Origin of the sequence: Sorangium sp. So ce117, assembly GCF_051524395.1 — a bacterium.
GTDB classification, from domain to species: Bacteria; Myxococcota_A; Polyangia; order Polyangiales; family Polyangiaceae; genus Sorangium; species Sorangium cellulosum_B.
The window spans coordinates 12,168,438-12,187,391 of sequence record NZ_CP150309.1; the positions used below are offsets into that span (position 1 = coordinate 12,168,438).

General features: G+C 72.0%; 17 protein-coding genes. 6 read left to right on the forward strand and 11 right to left on the reverse strand.

The annotated features are described in order from the left end of the window. The first annotated feature begins 41 nt into the window (after nt 1-41). Nucleotides 42-689: a hypothetical protein gene (locus WMF46_RS45640; protein ID WP_437982976.1), complete on the forward strand. Its 648-nt coding sequence runs from the start codon at nt 42-44 to the stop codon at nt 687-689. 192 nt (nt 690-881) lie between these two features. Next, a complete protein-coding gene (locus WMF46_RS45645; RefSeq protein WP_437982977.1) occupies nt 882-4,427 on the forward strand; it encodes a protein kinase domain-containing protein in 3,546 nt (1,181 codons plus the stop codon). Between the two features lie 81 nt (nt 4,428-4,508). Here the strand turns inward: WMF46_RS45645 and purM are convergent, their stop codons facing one another. Together purM and WMF46_RS45655 are read right to left on the reverse strand one after the other, a co-directional pair. Next, nucleotides 4,509-5,555: a phosphoribosylformylglycinamidine cyclo-ligase gene (gene purM, locus WMF46_RS45650; protein ID WP_437547396.1), complete on the reverse strand. Its 1,047-nt coding sequence runs from the start codon at nt 5,553-5,555 to the stop codon at nt 4,509-4,511. A 186-nt stretch (nt 5,556-5,741) separates the two neighbouring features. After that, nucleotides 5,742-6,407 (reverse strand): VOC family protein, encoded by a 666-nt coding sequence (locus WMF46_RS45655; RefSeq protein WP_437982978.1) that lies wholly within the window; start codon nt 6,405-6,407, stop codon nt 5,742-5,744. 206 nt (nt 6,408-6,613) lie between these two features. Between WMF46_RS45655 and WMF46_RS45660 the strand changes: the two genes are divergently transcribed. After that, nucleotides 6,614-7,972, forward strand: a complete 1,359-nt coding sequence (locus tag WMF46_RS45660) for a hypothetical protein (protein WP_437982979.1) — start codon at nt 6,614-6,616, stop codon at nt 7,970-7,972. 214 nt (nt 7,973-8,186) lie between these two features. Continuing rightward, nucleotides 8,187-8,615, forward strand: a complete 429-nt coding sequence (locus tag WMF46_RS45665; RefSeq protein ID WP_437982980.1) for a (deoxy)nucleoside triphosphate pyrophosphohydrolase — start codon at nt 8,187-8,189, stop codon at nt 8,613-8,615. 103 nt (nt 8,616-8,718) lie between these two features. On the opposite strand, the gene WMF46_RS45670 is transcribed toward WMF46_RS45665, so the two are convergent. The 5 genes from WMF46_RS45670 to WMF46_RS45690 form a co-directional block, all read right to left on the reverse strand. Then, nucleotides 8,719-9,822, reverse strand: coding sequence for a cytochrome c biogenesis protein/redoxin (locus tag WMF46_RS45670; RefSeq protein WP_437982981.1), 1,104 nt, complete (start codon nt 9,820-9,822; stop codon nt 8,719-8,721). A gap of 21 nt (nt 9,823-9,843) precedes the next feature. Further along, nucleotides 9,844-10,587: a zf-HC2 domain-containing protein gene (locus WMF46_RS45675; RefSeq protein ID WP_437982982.1), complete on the reverse strand. Its 744-nt coding sequence runs from the start codon at nt 10,585-10,587 to the stop codon at nt 9,844-9,846. Continuing rightward, complete coding sequence (locus tag WMF46_RS45680) at nt 10,527-11,111, reverse strand: RNA polymerase sigma factor (RefSeq protein ID WP_437982983.1); 585 nt, start codon at nt 11,109-11,111, stop codon at nt 10,527-10,529. Before WMF46_RS45680 ends, WMF46_RS45675 begins: the two co-directional genes overlap by 61 nt. Before the next feature lie 203 nt (nt 11,112-11,314). Continuing rightward, complete coding sequence (locus tag WMF46_RS45685) at nt 11,315-11,563, reverse strand: hypothetical protein (RefSeq protein WP_437982984.1); 249 nt, start codon at nt 11,561-11,563, stop codon at nt 11,315-11,317. 79 nt (nt 11,564-11,642) lie between these two features. Further along, nucleotides 11,643-11,825 (reverse strand): hypothetical protein, encoded by a 183-nt coding sequence (locus WMF46_RS45690; protein WP_437982930.1) that lies wholly within the window; start codon nt 11,823-11,825, stop codon nt 11,643-11,645. Nucleotides 11,826-12,304: 479 nt separating this feature from the next. Here WMF46_RS45690 and istA point away from each other — a divergent pair, with 479 nt between their 5' ends. Together istA and WMF46_RS45700 are read left to right on the forward strand one after the other, a co-directional pair. Then, a complete protein-coding gene (gene istA, locus WMF46_RS45695; RefSeq protein WP_437982931.1) occupies nt 12,305-13,792 on the forward strand; it encodes an IS21 family transposase in 1,488 nt (495 codons plus the stop codon). Further along, complete coding sequence (locus WMF46_RS45700) at nt 13,789-14,550, forward strand: ATP-binding protein (RefSeq protein WP_437982932.1); 762 nt, start codon at nt 13,789-13,791, stop codon at nt 14,548-14,550. The genes istA and WMF46_RS45700 overlap by 4 nt, the downstream gene beginning before the upstream one ends. A gap of 44 nt (nt 14,551-14,594) precedes the next feature. Here WMF46_RS45700 and WMF46_RS45705 read toward each other — a convergent pair whose 3' ends face one another. The 4 genes from WMF46_RS45705 to WMF46_RS45720 form a co-directional block, all read right to left on the reverse strand. After that, the gene (locus WMF46_RS45705; RefSeq protein WP_437982985.1) at nt 14,595-16,256 is read right to left on the reverse strand and encodes a discoidin domain-containing protein; all 1,662 of its coding nucleotides are present in this window, start codon (nt 16,254-16,256) and stop codon (nt 14,595-14,597) included. 426 nt (nt 16,257-16,682) lie between these two features. Next, nucleotides 16,683-17,792 (reverse strand): glycine oxidase ThiO, encoded by a 1,110-nt coding sequence (gene thiO / locus WMF46_RS45710; RefSeq protein ID WP_437982986.1) that lies wholly within the window; start codon nt 17,790-17,792, stop codon nt 16,683-16,685. Nucleotides 17,793-17,891: 99 nt separating this feature from the next. Beyond that, nucleotides 17,892-18,287, reverse strand: coding sequence for a type II toxin-antitoxin system RelE/ParE family toxin (locus WMF46_RS45715; RefSeq protein ID WP_437982987.1), 396 nt, complete (start codon nt 18,285-18,287; stop codon nt 17,892-17,894). Then, the gene (locus WMF46_RS45720) at nt 18,259-18,633 is read right to left on the reverse strand and encodes a hypothetical protein (RefSeq protein WP_437982988.1); all 375 of its coding nucleotides are present in this window, start codon (nt 18,631-18,633) and stop codon (nt 18,259-18,261) included. The genes WMF46_RS45715 and WMF46_RS45720 overlap by 29 nt, the downstream gene beginning before the upstream one ends. Between the last annotated feature and the right edge of the window lie 321 nt (nt 18,634-18,954).

The following is an 18,954-nucleotide window of genomic DNA, read 5'->3' on the forward strand; positions in this document are numbered from 1 at the left end:
CGAAGACTTCGGCGTTGTCTGGAGAGCGATGCTTCCGGGACATGGGCGACGCCTCGGACAGGACCTGCTTTCTCAAAGGGATCATAGGGGATTTCGAGTCAGCTAACGAGTGGGTGCACGCTTATATCTCGGGTGGGCGATGGTACCTCCACGGAAACAACACGCACGGAAGCGCCCGCGCCTTGGCCACCTGCGTCTCTTCGACCCTCGGCAGAACGGCCGAAGTTTCGTGGTCGCAAGGCGAGGCCAACGTCGATCTCGGGTCGGAAATAGGGTTCATCGTCCTTCCGCGGGCGTGCTTCCTCACACGGGTGGGCGGAGATTTCAACGGCATGAGCGAGAGCGTGTCGGTGTCTCGGGCTTCCGGCCGCTGGTGGCTGGGCGGCTCCTCCAGCAGCACGGGGGTACACGCCAGGGCGCGCTGCATCACCGTCTCAGCGATGTCCACTCAAGCGACGCTCGCGCACCAGTTCGGTGTTCCTGGAGAAGGCGTCCCGATCTACACGACGATGACGTCGGGCGACTTCGACACCCAATGCATGCTGACGGGGGTCGCCGGCGAGTTCAGCAGCGATAACCAGAATGATCACAGCATCATCGTCTGGCGGCTCCCGGAGGTGCAGGACCAAATTTTGAGCGTATGGACGACGAGGAGCCGGATCCAAGGCCGCGCGAGCTGCGTCAAGTAGGGCTTACCGAGCTCCCTTGCGGCTTGCGCGCGCGATGCGCGTGCTTCCGCTCACGGACGGTGTCGTTGAAGTGCTGCATGCCGTGGCGCAGGCCATCCGGCATCGCGTGGCGCGTCTCGCCCCGTGCGGCGCCCCGTGAGGTCCGGCGACCTACCAATGCCGCGCCGCTCGGGGTAGGGTGGCGCCGCCACGATGTCGGAACGCCCGCCCCAGCCGCCCCTTACCGCCGACGAGGCCGCGAAGCACCGGGCGAGGTCCTACCTCGGGCAGGTGATCTCGAAGCGCTACCGCATCGACGAGGTCATCGCGATGGGCGGCATGGGCGCGGTCTACCGCGGCGAGCACGTGCACATGCACAAGCGCGTCGCGATCAAGATCCTGCACCCGGACACCGAGCGGCTCCCCGAGCTCGTGCAGCGCTTCGAGCGCGAGGCCATCGCCGGCGCCCACATCCAGCACCGGAACGTCGCGACCGCGACCGATTTCGGCGAGGCGGAGGACGGCTCGTTCTTCCTGGTCCTCGAGTACGTGCGCGGCACGACGCTCCACGAGATCATCCGGCGGGGGCCGGTGCCCGCCGCGCGCGCCGCCCTGATCGCCAGGCAGCTCGCGGCCGCGCTCGACGCGACCCACGCGATGGGCATCGTCCACCGCGATGTGAAGCCGCGCAACGTGATGGTCGTCGAGCCGCAGGGTGACCTCGTGAAGCTCATCGACTTCGGCCTCGCGAAGGTGAGCGTCGATCAGCTGCGCCGGTCCGGCGCGTCGCCGGAGTCCGCGCGGGCGGGGGCGGACTCGCTCCCGGTCCGGCTCACAACGGCCGGCGTGATCTTCGGGACCATCGCCTACCTCGCCCCGGAGTCGGCGCTCGGGATGGACTTCGTCGACGAGCGCGCGGATCTCTACGCTTTGGGCCTGATCCTCTACGAGATGCTGGCCGGCAAGCACCCGTTCCTCGCCAAGGATCCGGTCGAGCTCTTCAACCAGCAGCGGAGCGCGCCCGTGCCGGCGATCGCCGCGCACTCGCCCGGCGTCGTGGCCCCGCCTGCCCTCGAGGCGGTCGTGCGGCTCCTCCTCGAGAAGAATCCGCGCGCCCGCTTCGGGACCGCGGAGGAGCTGATCGCGGCGCTCGACGACGCGTGCGCCGCGTCGGGGATCGTGGTGCACGAGCCGCGGGCGGAGATGTCGTCGAGGGGGGAGATGTCATCGAGGGGGGAGATGACGTCGGTGCCCGCGATCGCGGACGCGGCGCGCGTGCCGAGCAACCGGCCGCCCGTGCCCAGAGCGCCGTCGGGCGCGCCCGACGCGAGCGCCGGCGGCTCTTCGGCGATCCTCCTCGGCGATTCGTGCCTGGTCTCGCTGGAGGACGTCGCGGACGCGCTGGCGCCGGCCGGGAGCGGCGCGGGCGCGCCGGAGGCAGAGCGAGCGCGCGCGTCGAGCGAGCCGGGGGAGGGCCGCGCGGACAGCGTGGAGCTGGCGGGGATGACGGCGCCCGTGGAGCCGGCGGGGGCGGCCTCGGAGCCGCCGGAGGGCGACGAAGACGACGAGGACGCCCTCAGCCACTCCCGGCCGACGCCGGTGCGCAACACGCCGACCCTCGTCGCCGAGCTGACGCGCGACTCGCGCCCGACGACGGTGGGCGGCGCGGCGTTCATGGCGCAGGTCGCCTTCGCGCAGGAAGTTGCCAGGGCCGACGCTGCCGCCGCGGCGGACGACTCGAGCGTGCCGGAGGACGCGCGCCCGACGACGGTAGGCGGCGCGGCGCTCATCGCCCAGGCGGCTTTCGCTCGCGAAGCAGCCGGCGGTGGCGCTTCTTCCGAGACCGATGACCCGCGGCCGCCGCGCGACTCGTGGCAGCTGCTCGATGCGGCGGCGCCGTCGCAGGAGCCGGCGACACCGGAGGAGCCGGCGCTGCCGGCCTCGACGGCTCCATCGCCTGGGGAGGCAGCGCGGTCCGCCGAAGCGCCTGTGGCGACGGCGGCAACGGGACTCAGCTCCCTACGGCTGTCGCTGGATGATCTCTTGTCGTCGCCGGGTCAGGCGGAGCGTCGTCCGGTAGAGCCCTCGGCGAAGAAGCCGTCGCCGTCGGGCGTGGAGGAGCGATCGTCGCCTGAAGCGGAGCAGGCGCCATCGAATCCGCCGTCGTCGGCTGGGGCGGAGAGTTCGCCATCGAATCCGCCGTCGTCGGCTGGGGCGGAGAGTTCGCCATCGAAGCCGCCGTCAGCGGAGCGTGCGTCATCGAAGCCGCCGTCGTCGGCCGCGGCGGAGCGTGCGTCATCGAAGCCGCCGTCGTCGGCTGGGGCGGAGAGTTCGCCATCGAAGCCGCCGTCAGCGGAGCGTGCGTCATCGAAGCCGCCGTCCACGTCCGCTGTGGAGCCAGCGTCCGTCGCGAAGCCGGCGTCGTCGAGGCCGCCGTCGTCGCCTGAAGCGGAGCAGGCGCCATCGAAGCCGCCGTCGTCGCCTGCGGCGGAGCGGGTGCCATCGAAACCGCCGTCGTCGCCTGCGGCGGAGCGTGCGCCATCGGAGCCGCTGTCCGCGTCCGCTGTGGAGCCGGCATCCGTCGCCAAGCCGCCGTCGTCGAAGCCGCCGTCCGGGGCCGACGCGGAGCCGGCGTCATCGCCATCGCCCGCGCCGTCCGTGAAGGCGCAGCCGCCGCAGAACGAGCCGGCTCCCGTGGCGTCCGCGTCCCCGCCGCCGGACGAGCCGCCCGCAGAGGATGAGGCGCCCGTCTCGGAGCCGACGTCCGAGCGGATGAGCGGCTCGCGGCCAGCCTTCGCCCCGACGCTGCTGCGGGAGCTGGAGGCCGCCGAGGCAGAGCGCGTCGCCCGCGAGCGCGAGGAAGAGGCCAAGCGGAAGCTCGCCGAGGAGGAAGAGCGCGCCGCGCGCGAGCGCGAGGAGAAGGCCAGGCGAAAGCGCGAAGCGCGGGAGGCTCGCGCGTCGCGGCTGGGCCCCGAAGGCCTCGGCGGCCGCGTGGGCCGGCTGGCCCCGTACCTGGGCGGCGGCATCCTCGCGGCGGCCGTGATCGCGGCGCTCGCCGGCGGTGGGCGCGCGCCGCCCGAGCCGGAGCCCCAGCTCAGCTCCGCGAGGCCCCCGGCGAGCGCGCTCGCCACGAGCGAGCCGGCCCCGGCCGACGCCGTCCCCGAGGCACCCGCGCCCACGGCGCCGGCGCCCGAGGCCGCTGCGCCGGCGGCGCCCGACGCGCCGGCCGAACCCCCGCCCGATGAAGCGGCCCGGAAGGCGCTCACCGACGCTGTCAGGGCGCGCCGGTGGGTGAAGGCCGCCGACGCGATCCAACAGCTCGCGGAGCGCGATCCGACGGCGCTCCGCGAGCGCGCGCTCGCGATCGCGGCGCGCAACGTCGCCATCGCCATCGCGAAGACGGGCGAGGAGCACGCCGACAAGGTCTTCACGGCGCTCTCGAGCCGCTTCGGGACGCCGGGCATCGACGTGCTCTACGAGATCGTCGAGACCCGCGGCCGCTCCACGCCGGCCACCCGGGCCGCGAAGCTGCTCCGCGATCCGGAGATCGCGGCCCGCGGGACCCCCGCGGTCCGGATCTCCTTCGAGCTGCGCGACGCCACGTGCGGCGAGAAGCTCCCGTTCCTCGAGCGCGCCGTCTCCGATGGCGACCAGCGCACCCTCGTCGTGCTCGAGACGACGGTGAGGCCCTGTTACAAGAAGAGCCGGGCGATCGACGACGCGATCAAGAACCTGCGATCGCGGCTCGAAGGCGGCTGAGCTCGCGCCGCGCGGCCCGCGCGGTGCCTCGGCACATCCCGTCCCGCGCGCCGCGCATCGCCCTCGCCGTCGCCGGCCCGCTCATCCGAACAGCACGCGCTCCTCGAACGGCACGTCGCCGACCGACACCACCTCGCCGAGCACCCAGGCCTGCTCGCCGCTCTTGGCGAACGCCTCGATGGCCCGGTCCGCGGCGCCCTTCTCCACGACCGCGACCAGCCCGACGCCGAGGTTGAACGTGCGCCGCATCTCGGCCTCCTCCACGGGGCCGCCGCGCTGGAGCACCTGGAACACCGCCGGACGCTGGTAGGAGCGGAGGTCGAGCCGCGCGCCCAGCCCGTCCGGCAGCACGCGCGGCAGGTTCCCCGGCAGGCCGCCGCCCGTGATGTGCGACAGCCCCCGGACCGCATCGCCGCAGGCCGCGAGGAGCGCCGTGATCGCGCGGGCGTAGATCCGGGTCGGCGTCAGCAGCGCCTCCCCCACGGTGCCGCCGAGGTCGGCCACGCGGTCGCTCATCGTGAGCCCCATCTCCTTCTCGAGCACGCGCCGCGCGAGCGAGAAGCCGTTCGAGTGCAGCCCGCTCGACGCCACGCCGATGACCGCATCGCCGGCCGCGATCCGCTTGCCGTCGAGGATGCGCGACCGCTCGACGACGCCCACGGCGAACCCGGCGAGGTCGTACTCGCCGTCCGCGTACATGCCCGGCAGCTCGGCCGTCTCGCCGCCGATCAGCGCGCAGCCGGCCTGCTTGCAGCCCTCGGCGATGCCGCGGACCACGGCCTCGCCCACGTCGACGTCGAGCTTGCCCGTCGCGAAGTAGTCGAGGAAGAACAGCGGCCGCGCGCCCACGGTCAGCACGTCGTTCACGCACATCGCGACGAGATCGATGCCCACCGTGTCGTGGACGCCCGTCGCGAACGCCACCTTCAGCTTGGTGCCGACCCCGTCCGTGCCGCTGACCAGCACCGGCTCGGACAGCCCGCCCGGCAGCGCGCACAGCCCGGCGAAGCCGCCCACGTCGGCGAGCACCTCGGGGATGCGCGTCGGCTTCGCGAGCCGCTTGATGCGCTCGACGAGCGCGTCCCCTGCATCGATATCGACCCCGGCTTCCCGGTACGTGACGCTCATGGCAGGCGCATCCCACACCTCGGCGGCAAAGGGAAGCGGGCTCGCTCTCCGGCTCCGGCCTCCGGGCGGCTCCGGGGGCGGCGGGCGGCCGGGCTCCCCGTGCCGCGGGGGCCGCCGCCGGCAGACGCGCCACCGCTTGGCCGGGCGAGCGCTCGTGCTTCCCCCGACGTCCAGCGAAAGCCCGCTCTACCAGCGCACGACGAGCGGCACTCCTGCGGGGAACTGGTGAGACTGCCCTTCGTGACCGTGATCCCACTCCAGCTCGAGAGAGCAGGTCGCCCCACGATCGATCGAGAGCATGCCCTGCTCCACGAACCAACGCACGCCCGACGAGAGCGGCGGGCTCTCCGCTGGCAGTTGCAGCCGTACACGCGTCAGCGTCCGGCGCGCGCCACGATGCGATCGCGACTCGATCGGGGTGGTCCGCCTGAGGGTCTGGGGCGCCACGAAGATCATGGGCTCCGCCAGGGACCCTCGCGGCGTCACGATGGGCATGCTCATGCCCGTCGGCATGTATTTCGGCTTGTAGTCCCAGGTCTCGAAGGGCCAGTCCCCGGCGCCTCCGGCATCGATGGTCCTGAAACAGACGCCAAACGGGCATGCGCCGGTCTCGGCCCAATGAATGCGTTCGTGCAGCCCCAGCGGTCGAACGATATCGGTCTGCAGCTCCTCCAGATCATGGACGCCGAGTACCTCGAAGAACGCGTTCTCGAAGGCCGCGCACGCGTTCGCGGTCCCCTGACCCTCATGCACCGCGTGGCGGCTGAAGTTCAGGCCGAACTCGGCGAGCATCCGCTCGACGATGCCCACGTCGGGTGTCGCAAGGAATACATGATCGACTTCCCAGCCCATCGACCGCCTCCGGCGAGTGGAGCCGGCGTCCCTCGCCCGCACGACACTGTAGCGTGAAGAGCGACGCCATATCAACAGCACCACACCCGAGCAGGCTGTGCCGCGAGCGGGACAGCCGGCGGGTTTGCAACCCGTCGCGTACGCCTGACGTTGCTTCGGGGTATGCTGCCGCGGCCATGCATCGTGGCTCGCGCGAAGGAAACCCCATGAGAGCCGGCGTCTCGGTCACCCTCCTTGTCTCCTCTTCCTTCCTCGCCGCCTGCTCTGGCGGCGGCTCATCGGCCGGAGACGGCGGGACCGGAGGCACGGCCGGATCCGGTGGCGCCGCGGGGACAGGCGCTGCCGGCACGGGCGCCGCCGGCGCGACGGGGACGGGCAGCTCGGCAGGCGTCGGCGGCGCGGGCCCGGGCGAGCCGATCGATCTCTGCGCGGGCCTCGTGCAGGACAAGGAAGCGCGCCCGATGACCGAGCTCGCCAGGCCGGCGCTCGGCGAGGCCGTCACCGACGCCGAGTTCGGCACCACGATCCGCCGGATCACGGCGGTCGCGCCGGGCAGCGGGAACGACCCGGTCATCAAGCCGATGTACTCGACCATATCGGCGTGGAACGCGGACGAGTCGAGGCTCATCCTCTTCTCGGTCGCGGCCGGCGAGCACCAGCTCTACGACGGCAAGACGTACCAGTTCATCGAGGCGCTCGACATCTCGCCGGCGGACATCGAGCAGGTGTACTGGCACACCTCCGATCCCGACGTCCTGTTCTACGTCGACGGCAAGGACTTCATCCGTTACCACGTCGGCGCCGCGACGAAGGAGGTCGTGACGACGTTCGACTTCTGCTCGGGCGGCGCGAGCGCGGGCAGCGACCCGCTGTTCATGTCGTGGGATTCGAACCGCATCGGCCTCACGTGCGATGATCAGGTGTTCATCTACGACGTCGGCCAGAATACGGTGCTCGCCAGGAAGGCGCTCGACGAGAACCCCGCCCAGGTCGCGCCGAGCGGGACGCTCGCGTTCCTGAGCGACAGCGGCGGCGTGACCGATCCGCAGCTGAACGTGGTGCGTACGCTGGACCTGCTGGAGCCGTACGGCCACGCGTCGCTGAGCATGGTGAACGGTCACGACACCTGGAACGGGGCTGTCTACGATCCCGGTCCCGGCGGCAATGACGACATCGGGCTCCTTGTCACATGGGATCTCGCGGAAGGCACCTCGAAGGTGGTCATCGGCCCGGAGACGGGGTGGCCCTATCCCCCGACAGGGCACATCTCGGGGATGGCGTACAAGCAGCCGGGGTGGGTGTTCGTCTCGTCGATCGGCGATGCGTCGGGCAGAGGGGTGCTCGACATGGAGAATCTGGTCGCCGACACGAGCACGGGCAAGGTCTGCCGGATTGGCCGCCACCGGAGCTGGGGCAAGGAGAACACCCACCTCGCCGAGCCGTACTGGGCCGAGCCGCACACCGTGCCGAGCCCCAGCGGCACGCGCGCCGTGTTCGGGAGCGACTGGGGCAACGGGGATACCGTCGACGCCTACGTGATCGAGCTGCCCAGCTACACGCCGTGATCACGGGACGCGACGGGCCGCGCTGGCCTGCCGGAGGTGCTCCCGGTCCTGCCGCTGCCGCCGATCGCGCCCCCGCTCCCGCCGCCGCCGGCGCACGAGTCCGAGGGTGAGAAATCCGAGCCGCGCAAGGCAATGAAGACGCCGGAGGGATGTGCGGCGTCGAGCCAGCCGTTCGCCCTTGTCTTGCGCGTCGCGACCGACATTCTACGCGCCCATGTCCGCCACGCCCGACCCCGCTCCGCCCCTGGTCCTCGTCGCCGCCGCCGTCATCATCGAGCGCGGCCGCGTCCTGCTCACGCAGCGCAAGGCGGGCGTGCACCTCGAGGGCGCGTGGGAGTTCCCCGGCGGCAAGGTCGAGGCCGACGAGGATCCGCGGGACGCCCTGATCCGCGAGCTGCGCGAGGAGATCGGCGTCGAGGCCCGGGTCGGCGACATCGTCGAGGTGACCTACCACCGCTATCCGAAGAGGCCGGTGCTCCTCCTCTTCTACGCCGCCGCCCTCGCCGAGGGCTCGCCCGCGCCCGCCGCGCTCGACGTCGCCGACGTGCGCTGGGCCGAGGCGGCCGATCTCCGGGACGAGCTCTTCCCGCCCGCCGACGTCGCGGTCCTCGCCAAGGTGCGCGCGCGGCTCGCGGCGACGTAGCCAGTCGTGGAACGGTGTCTCCCGCCTGAGCGCTGGTAGACGGCGCTCCGCGAGGCTCGGGTGGCCTCCGGGATGAGGGGATAGCGAGCCCCGCCGTCGGGGCTCACAAGGCAGGGGGGCACGCCTCGCCGCGGACGTCGCCGATGAGGCTCGCGAGCCGCTGGGCAGGCAGCTCGCCGACGGCGCGCTCCACCTCCTGCCCGGCGGCGTCGACGCTGAGGAACGTCGGCACGAAGCGCACGCCGTAGCGGGCGGCGAGGGCCCGCCCGCGCGGATCGTCGACCTGGATGCGCAGGACGGTGCCGTCCTCCCTGGCGCAGCGCGCCTCGAGCTCCTTCACGAGCGGCGCCATGCGCTCGCACACCGCGCAGTGCGCGCTCTCGAACTCGAGCAGCCGAGGCATCCCCTCGGGCAGCGCGACGTCGCCCTGCGCCACCGCGCCCTCCGGGGCCGCGCACGCGCCGGCGGGGCCGCTCTCGCAGGGCGCGCCCGCGTCCACGGCGGCCGCGGGCGCCGGCGAGAGGGCGTCCAGGCGGCCGTCGGCGACGGCGATCCCGGCGGCCACGAGCAGCGCCCCCGTGAGGCGCTGGAGGGCCGGCGTGGCCGGCATCAGGCGGCGCGCGAGCGCGACGGCCGCCGGCCCGACGAAGGCCGCGGCGACGAGCGGCGCGGCGAGGCCCGCGGCGTAAGCGCCGAGCTGGATCGCGCCGGTGAGCGGGCTCGCGCCCGCGCTGGCCGCGTAGGTCAACGCGGCGCCGAGCACCGGGCCGACGCACGGCGTCCACCCCGCCGCGAAGGCGATCCCGAAGAGCATGCCCCCCCAGAAGCCGCCTGCGCCCGGGAGGCGGGAGAGGAGCGGGCGCGCCTCGCGCTCGAGCCACGGCAGGCGCAGCACGCCCAGGAGCTTCGCGCCGAAGAGCGCCAGGAGCACGCCGGACGCGACGGTGAACGCGCGCCGGTGGGGCGCGAGGACCGCGGCGATCGCCGAGGCGCCGGCGCCCAGCGCGACGAGCACGATCGCGAGGCCGATCGCGAAGCCGACACCGGCGAGGCGCACGCCGCGCCTCGCCGCCGCCGGATCCGGACCGCCGAGCGCCCCGGCGCCGCCGAGGGCCGACAGGTAGACGGGGAGCATGGGGAGCACGCAGGGCGACGCGAACGTCAGGAGCCCCGCGCCGAAGAGCGCCAGCAATGAACCGATCGTCATGGGTCCTCGCGATCGGCGGGATCAGCGCCCGAAGAGCGCCGGCGCGAGCGCCGCTGTGTCCACTTCAGCCACCGCGAGCACCGGCTGCTCCACGCTCCTCGCGCAGATCGCGTTGCCGAGCGGCCCCCGGGTGCACCCCACGCCGCGCCCCGCGAGCGCGCGCGCCGCCGTCGCGGCGCCCGACCCGGGCGGCGGCACGAACACCGTGAGCGGCTTGTCCCCGCTCTCGTACATGAGCGCCGCCGTGCGCGTGCCGCCGATCTGGCAGAGGCGCGCCCCGAGCAGCCTGGCGCCGGACACCGCCGGGACGGTCACCGCGTAGCCGAGCTCCCTCTCGAGCCACCCGGCGACGGCGTCCGGATCGGAGGACTCGAGGTCGCACGGGCGCTCTCGCGCGAAGCCGCGCACGTGGTGGCTCACGAGCTCGTCGGCCATCGCCGCGCTCACGCCCCGGCCCGGGCTGCCGACGAGCAGCGCGGCGGCCGCCGCGGCCGCGCCGAGGGCGGCCGTGATCGCCCAGGGGCCGCGGCGCCGCGCGCGCGCGTTCCGCGCCGCGGCCTCCGCCCGATCGCGCAGGCGCTCCGGGACCTCCCCGTCCGCCTTCGCGACGAGCGCGCGCCGCACGCCGCCGAGGACCTCCGCGGCGCGCCGGCAGGGCGCGCAGCCGGCGACGTGCGTCTGGATCCGCGCCGCGTCTTCGGGCGTCACCTCGCCGTCGTGCCACGCCGAAATGTTCTCGAACCACTCGCGGTTGCACCCTGCCATGACGTCTCCTCGCATCGTTCGGAGAGGCCCTCGACGAGCGCGAGCCGCGCCCTCGAGAGCCGTGATCGCACCGTGCCCACCGGGCACGCCTGGAGATCGGCGATCTCCTCGTAGGAGAGCTCCTCGACCTCCCGCAGGAGCAGCGCCTCGCGCCACTCCGGGGCCAGGCGCGCGAGCGCGCGCTCGACCTCGTCGGCGAAGCCGCGCTCGAGCAGCTCCGCCTCCAGATTGCCCTGCGGCTCCGGCACCGACTCGGCGCCCCGGCCGCCCTCGATCACCTCGAGCCGCTGCCGCGCGCCGCGCGTCGCGTTGAGCAGCACCGATCGCTCGATGCGGAGCAGCCACGCGCGCATGCGATCCTCGTCCCGCAGGTCGGCGTGCCGCTCGATCGCGCGCACGATCGTCGCCTGCGCCAGATCCTCGGCGTCCTGCTCCGAGCGCGTCAGGCGGCGCGCCGCGCGCAGGAGGCACGGGAGCTCGGCGAGGAGGCGATCGAGGAACGAGGTGTGGGGAAACGTGCGCATGGGCCGGGCCGGGAGGAGGAGAGCCGACGCTGCCTCGTTCCCCGGACCATTTCAGGACACGGCGAGCCCCGAGAAAAGTTCCTGACGCGCGGGATCTCGACTGCAATGTGGTCCAGAACGCATCAACGCCGGCGGGCGACGCAGGGGAGGGGCTCCCGCGGCGCGCGGGAGCCGGTGTTCAGGACGAGCGGGGCTACGGGCGGCTAGGGCGCGCCCGCGTGCGTCAGCGTCTCCCAGCCGACGTGGTTGCCGACCCGGGTGGAAGCGCTGCTCATCGCCCTGACGCGCGTGATGAGCTCCTCGGTCTTCGGCATGCTGATCCCGCGCCGGTTGCGGAACTCGTTGTACCCGATCTCCCAGCCCATGACCGCCGAGCCGCCGCCGGCGGCCTCGGCGAAGCTGCTGCACGGCCAGTTTCGCGCCGGCATCCAGCCCGCGGGCGTCACCTTCACGCCGACCCGATTGCCCTGTCGGTGAGCATCGCGTCCCGCGTCCGATCGGTGAAGACCGCGGCCCCATGATCGGCGGCGTTCACCGTTCACCGCCGGCCCCCACGCCGATCTGGGCCACGCTCGCCTCCGCGGCGTAGACGTTACGCCCGCCGAAAAGTCGAAGGCCCGAGGGCTGCCACCCTCGGGCCTTCTGGAGCTCCGCGTTGCCGGAGTCCCCCACCTTCATCACAAGCCGGGCTCCAGGTCCAGAAAGCGGCGTCATGGAGCCCGTTGCCTTCGTCCGCCTACCGCCTCGCCCACTGCGCCCGCTGCCGCGTCCAGCTTCGCCTCTGCCGTCGCTGCGATCGCGGCCAGCGCCTCTGCCCCGACTGCCGCCCGCTCCAGCGTCGTGAGTCGCTCCGCCGCGCCGGCGCGGCCTACCAGACCCGGCATCGCGCTCGCCGCCTCCATGCCGCTCGCCAGGCCCGGTATCTGGACCGGCAGCGGGACAAGTTCTCCGCGCAGAAAGTGACGCATCACAGGGTGACACAAGCCGCGGCCGCGTCGATGTCCCAGCTCGCGCCGGAGATCACCCCCGGCCGAAAGGACAACGATGACGATTGGATCCGAGATGTCGGCCGCTGCTCGCTCTGCGGAGCGCGGCTTCCGCCCTGGGCCCTGCGCGAGCGGCGCGCTCGGTCAGCTGTTCACCGACGCGCTCCCCGCGTCCCACGAAGCCCTCCGCGGTGACGGGAGGCGGCGGTGATCGCGAAAGAGAAGGAGGCCGAGGTGCTGCGCCTCTACCACGGTGAGAAGTGGCCCGTGGGCACCATTGCCGCTCAGCTCGGGCTGCACCACACCACCGTTCAGCGCGTGCTCGGGCAAGCGGGCGTCGACCCGAAGGTCGTCGCGCCGCGCCCGTCGATGGTCGACCCGTTCGTGCCCTTCATCGTCGAGCAGCTCGGCAAGTATCCCTCGCTGCGCTCGAGTCGCCTCTTCGGCATGCTCAAGGAGCGCGGCTATCCGGGCGGTCCCGATCATCTGCGCAGGGTGATCGGTCGTCTCCGCCCCAAGAAGCCGGCGGAAGCCTTCCAGCGGCTCCGTACGCTGCCCGGCGAGCAAGCGCAGGTCGACTGGGCGCACTTCGGCAAGCTGGCTGTCGGCCGGGCGCTGCGCCCGCTCTGGGCGTTCGTCATGGTGCTCAGCTACTCGCGGCGGATCTTCCTGCGCTTCTTCCCCAGCGCAGCGATGCCCTTCTTCGTTCGCGGGCACGTCGAGGCGTTCGCCGACATCGACGGCGTCCCGCGCGTGCTGCTCTACGACAACCTCAAGAGCGCTGTCGTGGAGCGTCACGGCGACGCGATCCGGTTTCACCCCATGCTCCTGGCTCTGTCGGCGCACTACCGCTTCGAGCCGCGCCCCGTCGCCGTCGCTCGCGGCAACGAGAAGGGCCGCGTCGAGCGCGCCATCCGCTACGTCCGCGAGGCATTCTTCGAGGCCCGGACCTATACCGATCTCGGCGACCTCAACCGACAAGCGACCGAGTGGACCAGCTCCGCAGCGCTCGATCGCTCCTGGGTCGAGGACCGCGCCCGCACCGTGCGGCAGGCCTTCGACGACGAGAGCCGCGTGCTGCTCGGGCACCCCGACACGCCGTTTCCAGCCCATGAGCGCGTCGAGGTCGAGATCGGAAAGACCCCCTACGCGCGTTTCGATCTCAACGACTATTCTGTTCCCCACGACCGGACGAGCCGCACGCTCGTCGTCCTCGCCGACCTCGAACAGGTGCGCATCGCTGACGGCAACGAGATCGTCGCGACCCATGTCCGCTCGTGGGACCGCGGCCAGCAGATCGAGCAACCCGAGCACATCCAGCGCCTGGTCGACGAGAAGCGCCGCGCCCGGGAGCATCGCGGCCTCGATCGCCTCGCCCGCGCCGCCCACAGCAGCCAGGCATTCCTGCGCATCCTCGCCGAGCGCGGAGACAACGTCGGCAGCGCCATCGCCCGGCTTCTGCACCTGCTCGACGCCGTCGGCGCCGCCGAGCTCGAAGAGGCGCTCGTCGAGGTGCTCGAGCGCGACACCATTCACGTCGGCGCCGTGCGCCAGGTGATCGACCGCCGCCGCTCCGAGCGCCACCTGCCGCCTCCAGTCTCGATCCCCGTCACGCGCGGCCAGCACGCCGCCCTCGTCGTCACGCCGCATTCGCTCGCCACCTACGACGCCCTGAAGAAGGACCCGACGCCATGACCGATCTAACGCCCACCGAGACCAAGGCCCGCCTGAAAAACCTCGGCCTGTTTGGCCTGCTCGCCTGCTGGGAGGAGCTCGCCGACAAGCCCTGGCTTCGCGAGGTGCTCGCCATCGAGGAGCGCGAACGCCAAAAACGCAGCCTCGATCGCCGCCTCAAAAACTCCCGCGTAGCCGCCTTCAAGCCCATGGCGGACTTCGACTGGTCCTGGCCCAAGAAAATCGACCGCGAGGCCGTCGACGACCTCTTCGCTCCCGGCTTCCTCGCCACCGGCCACAACGCCGTGCTCGTCGGCCCCAACGGCGTCGGCAAGACCATGATCCTCAAGAACGTCGCCCACCAGGCCGTCGTCCGCGGTCACACGGTCCGCTTCTCGACCGCGAGCGACATGCTTGCCGACCTCGCCGCGCAGGAGTCCTCGGCCGCGCTCGCGCGCCGGCTGCACCGCTACACGGTTCCCGCCCTTCTTTGCATCGATGAAGTCGGCTATCTCTCCTACGATGGCCGCTACGCCGACCTGCTATTCGAGGTCGTCACCCGTCGCTACGACGCGCAGAAGCCGATCCTGCTCAGTACGAACAAGGCCTTCTCCGACTGGGGCCAGGTCTTCCCGCACGCCGCCTGCGTCGTCACGCTCGTCGACCGGCTCGTGCACCGCGCCGAGGTGATCGAGATCGAGGCCGAGAGCTACCGGCTCAAGGAAGCCAAGGAGCTGAGCGCCTCCCGCATCAAGCAGCGCCGCGCCAAGAAGCACTGAGCGGCCTCTTCACCGGTGAACTTCACCGGCGTCGGGTGCGGGTTTCACCGGCACCGGGCGCGGATTTCACCGGTAAACTTCACCGAATCTCCGCGGATCGCCGCGATCATCAACATGCCCGTGTTGTCGAGGTATTGCAGCGCGTAATCGGCGTTCAGCTCGAGCGCCTCCCGCAGGCGGTTCTCGTCATGAACCGGGTCGTCGCCGTAGGCGCTGCGCGCATCGCCTTGGATGCGAAGGGTCTCTGCCATGTTCGCCAGCGAGCTCACGCCCATCTGCATGTGCCCGAGGTCGCGGCAGGTCTCCTGCTCCAGGCCGGCGATGTAGCGCGTCGGGTTGCTCCAGATCCCCGCGAGAGCGCCCTTCGCGTCGTCGGTGTAGCGCGGCCGGCCCTGATAGATGGGATAGAGCGGCTGGCGGCCGTCGCTCGGCATGTAGATCATGGCCTTGCTGGAGTGCTCCACCTGGCTCACGACGTACTCGTACTTCTCGCGATCGTTCGTGAAGATCGCGATGCCGAGCGCCGTCTCGTTCATCACGGAGGTCCGGTTCCCGCCGCCCGTCCAGCCGTCTTTCACCAGGTCCCAGTAGACGGTCCTGAAGTGGTTCTCTTGCAGCGCCGTGTCTTCGGCCGTCCAGCCGCCGTACGTGTAACGCAAGATCTCCGCGGCCCGCAGGAAGTTGGTGCCTGCCCAGCCAGCGGTGAAGTTGCCGTTGGCGTAAACCTGAACGTTGTTGTCCGGGAAGCGGGGCTGATCGAACAGGATGGCGGTCAGCGTGCGCGCCCAGGCGTCGAGGATGCGCCGCGCGTTCTCGGCATACTGTGCGTCGCCGCTGTAATACCAGAGCAGCGCCTGCGTATAGGCGGCGTTCGCGTCGTTGACGATCTCGCTGCAGCCCGCTTGCTCGTAGCCCAACTCGATGGCTTTTTGCTTCGAGCCGGGCGTGGAGCACTTCACGATCGGCACCGGGCTGGCGACGTAGTCCCGCTTCGCGTGCCTCGAGCCCCTGGCGAGCTGGTACTCCTTGGTCCAGGGCTGCGCACCTCCGCCGATCTTCGTCTTGACGAAATCCAGCTGTCCCTTGCTGACCAGGATACCCGGATGGACGAAGGCGCTGGCGGGGGCCGCGCTGGCGGAGATCTGGAGCTCCGTCACGCCGGCGTAGTCGTTCACGGTGTTCCCGTCGACCGTGAGGCGGACGTACCGCGCGTCGACGGCCTGGAACTCGACCGGCTGGAGCGAGGTGTTGGGCAGGCTCTTCCCCGCGAAGATCGGAGAGAAATCTTGGCCGTACGTGGAGGTCGAGAGCGCGTAGTCGTACACGCGTCCATCGACTCCGCCGTTGTACCAACCGAGAGAGACGCTGCAGATGCGCTGGGTCGCGCCCAGGTCTACCGTCACGTAGGCGCCCTTGCCGCGGCCCGACCAGCGGGTGGCCAGGTCGCCGTCGGCGGCGTTCGCCGCCGGATTCTCGGCCTGCGCGACGCTGGCGACGAGGCTCGACGGCGTGAGGCGAACCGTGCAACCCGGCGCAGAGAGCGACGATGATTGCTCGCCGCCGACTTCATCGCTGCCTGTCACAGAGCCCTCGCCAGCGCCTGTGTCGGCGCCTACGACGCAGCCCGCGAGAACAGCCGTGAGGGCGACACACATTGTGGGAACGGCAGTGCGTAAGTTCAAGGTATTCTCCTTTCGGTGGATCATTGTACCGACCTCAAGGCAGTGTGCGCGATGATGCCACCAAGTAAGATCGAAGCTCTCAAGGAGATGAGATACGGTATTTACCGGCGATGTCAAGCCCGTGCTGGGGAGCCTGCTCCTGGTCGACAGCTCATTGACTTGCTTGTCTGGCCGCCCTCCTGGAAAGAGGATGTCTGTCAGCGTCTTGTCTGCTGACCGAATGGGCTGTTGTCAATTCACGGCTGGCGATCGACGTTCCCCGATGAGCGTTTGCCTCGCGAGGGAGCTCAGCGGGTTGCCACCCTCACGCTGGCGTCGTTCCCATCGGGCAGGGGGTCCAGCGGGCTCGGGGGCTGTCGCGCCGAACAATCGCGAGGGCCTCCGCGCATCGATGCTTGAGCGGACGACCGTCAGCTCGCCGCGCCAGGTGCGTACATCTCGCCGTCGCGCTCAGCCGGTGATGCCGGGCCGTCTGGCGGAGAAGGGCGACAGATCCACCGGCGGCTCCTCTCCGGCGATCAGCGCCGCCACGATCTTCGCGGTCACCGGGGCGAGCAGCACGCCGTTGCGGAAGTGCCCTGTCGCGAAGAGCAGATTCGCGATCTCCCCCTCGCCGAGGATCGGCAGCGCGTCCTTCGGGTGGGGCCGGAGGCCGGCCCACGTCCTGCCGATCGGCGCGTCGCCGAGCGCGGGCGCGAGCCGGAGCGCCGCGGTCAGGAGGTCGCGCACGGCGCGCGACGTCACCGCGGTGACGTAGCCGGCGAACTCCACGGTCGCGCCGACGAGCACGCGCCCGTCGTCGCGCGGCGACAGGTAGCACCCGGGCCCGTAGACCACCTGCGAGAGCACCGGCGACGCCGGCGTGAGCTCGACGATCTGCCCGCGCACCGGGCGCACCGCCGAGGGGGCGAGGCCCGACGCGTCGAGCAGGGACGACCAGCTCCCGGCGGCGAGCACCGTCCAGCCGGCCTCGACCTTCGTGCCGTCCTCGAGCTGCGCGCCGCGCGCGTGCTCCCGCTCGACCACGATGCGCCGGACGGTCGCGCCGGTGCTGAACCGCACGCCCGCGCGCTCCGCCGCGATGCGCAGCGCGCGCATGAGCGACGGCGGATCGATGCGCGCCTCGTCGGCGAGCCACGCGCCGCCGGCGACCTCGTCGCAGAGCGCCGGCGCGCGCGCGCGGGCCCCGTCGCCGTCGCAGAGCTCCACGGCGAGGCCGGCTTCCCGCTGCCACGCGAGCTCGCGCGCGATCTCCTCGCGTCCTTCGGCGGTGAACGCCACGCGCAGGGCGCCGCTCTGCCGGTACCCGACGTCGATCCCCGTCGCCTCGACGAGCGACGCGGCGAGCTCCGCGTAGAGGGCGCGGCTCGCGAGGCAGAGCCGCGCGAGGGGGCCGTCGCCCGAGGCCTCGAGCTGGGGGCCGATGATCCCCGCCGCCGCCCACGAAGCGCCCTCGCCCTGGTTGCGCTCGAGGACGCGGACAGACAGCCCGCGCCGCGCCAGGGCCAGCGCCGAGGCGCACCCGGCCACGCCGCCGCCGATCACCACCACGTCGCTCATCGGCGCGTGCATAGCACGCCGGGCGCCGAGGGGGGCTGTGCGCCGGAGCGCTGCGGGGGCTGGCGCGCGCCGGGAGGAGCGACGCGACGCATTGCCCGTTCACCTCGTCCGCGGCTTCCGTGAGGGGAGGCCGGCCCCGGCCAGCGGCCGCTGCTGCCGCGCGTGGAAGAGGCGCAGCAGCCAGAGGTCACCGTCGGGGTCGGAGGCGTCCACGAGATACCAGACGACGTAGGGGAGCTTGCGCAGGAGGAGCCTGCGGACGACGGCGCGGTCCTCGTCGTCCTTTGCCTCGGCGGGACCGATCCCAGGGAAGCGGGCGAGGAGCTCGATGGCCTCGTCGAGGCCGGTCCGCAGGCGCTCAACCTGCTCGAGCCCGCGGTTCTCATTGAGCCAGCGCACCTGATCGCGGAGGTCGCGGGCGAACTCCCGGCGGAAGCGGACGCGGCGGCCCACGCGGCGCCCTGGCCTAGCGGGCGCGGCGACGAGGGGCGTCACGGAGCGCCTCGTGCGCTTCGTCGAAGATGGAGTCGATCTCCTGGCGCGCGGCCTCGTCGTGGTCTCCCGCTTTCATCCGCTCCCAGACCGCCCAGACCTGGGCTCGCTGCCACTCCTCGGCCCGGCTGAGCTGCTCCACGTCGTCGATCTCCTGGACGCGCTCGCTGAGGAGCGCGCGGATCGCGGGCGAGAGCTTGAGGCCGCGCTTCTTCGCCTCGGCCTGGACCCGCTCCCGGAGCTCGGCCGGGAGCACCACGCTGACGGGTCCGCTGTCCTCGTCCGGGCCTCGTCCCGCCGGACCGCGTTCCTCATCCCGGCCACGCTTCGCCGTTCCCGTCCCTCTCATCGGTGCTCCTCGTGGAGACAGGATAGTGAAATCCACTATAGCGTGCAACCGGGCGGTCGGGCCGCTGCTGGGGAGACGTCGGAGATCTCTGAAGAGCGCCGAGCGCTGGCCAGCTCCGTCGGCCGGTGATGGCCGGACTTCCGCTCCGCGTCAGGGTCAGGTCGGCGCGGGTGAGCATGGATCCATCGCCCCAGGCCTTCGCCCACGCGTTCCGGCACTCGCCGGCACCGGAAGGGCGTGGGAGAGGCGCTGCCGCCTGCCGGCAGGGGTGAGGGGAAGGGCTGCGGACGCCCGGCAGGGGTGAGGGGAAGGGCTGCGGAC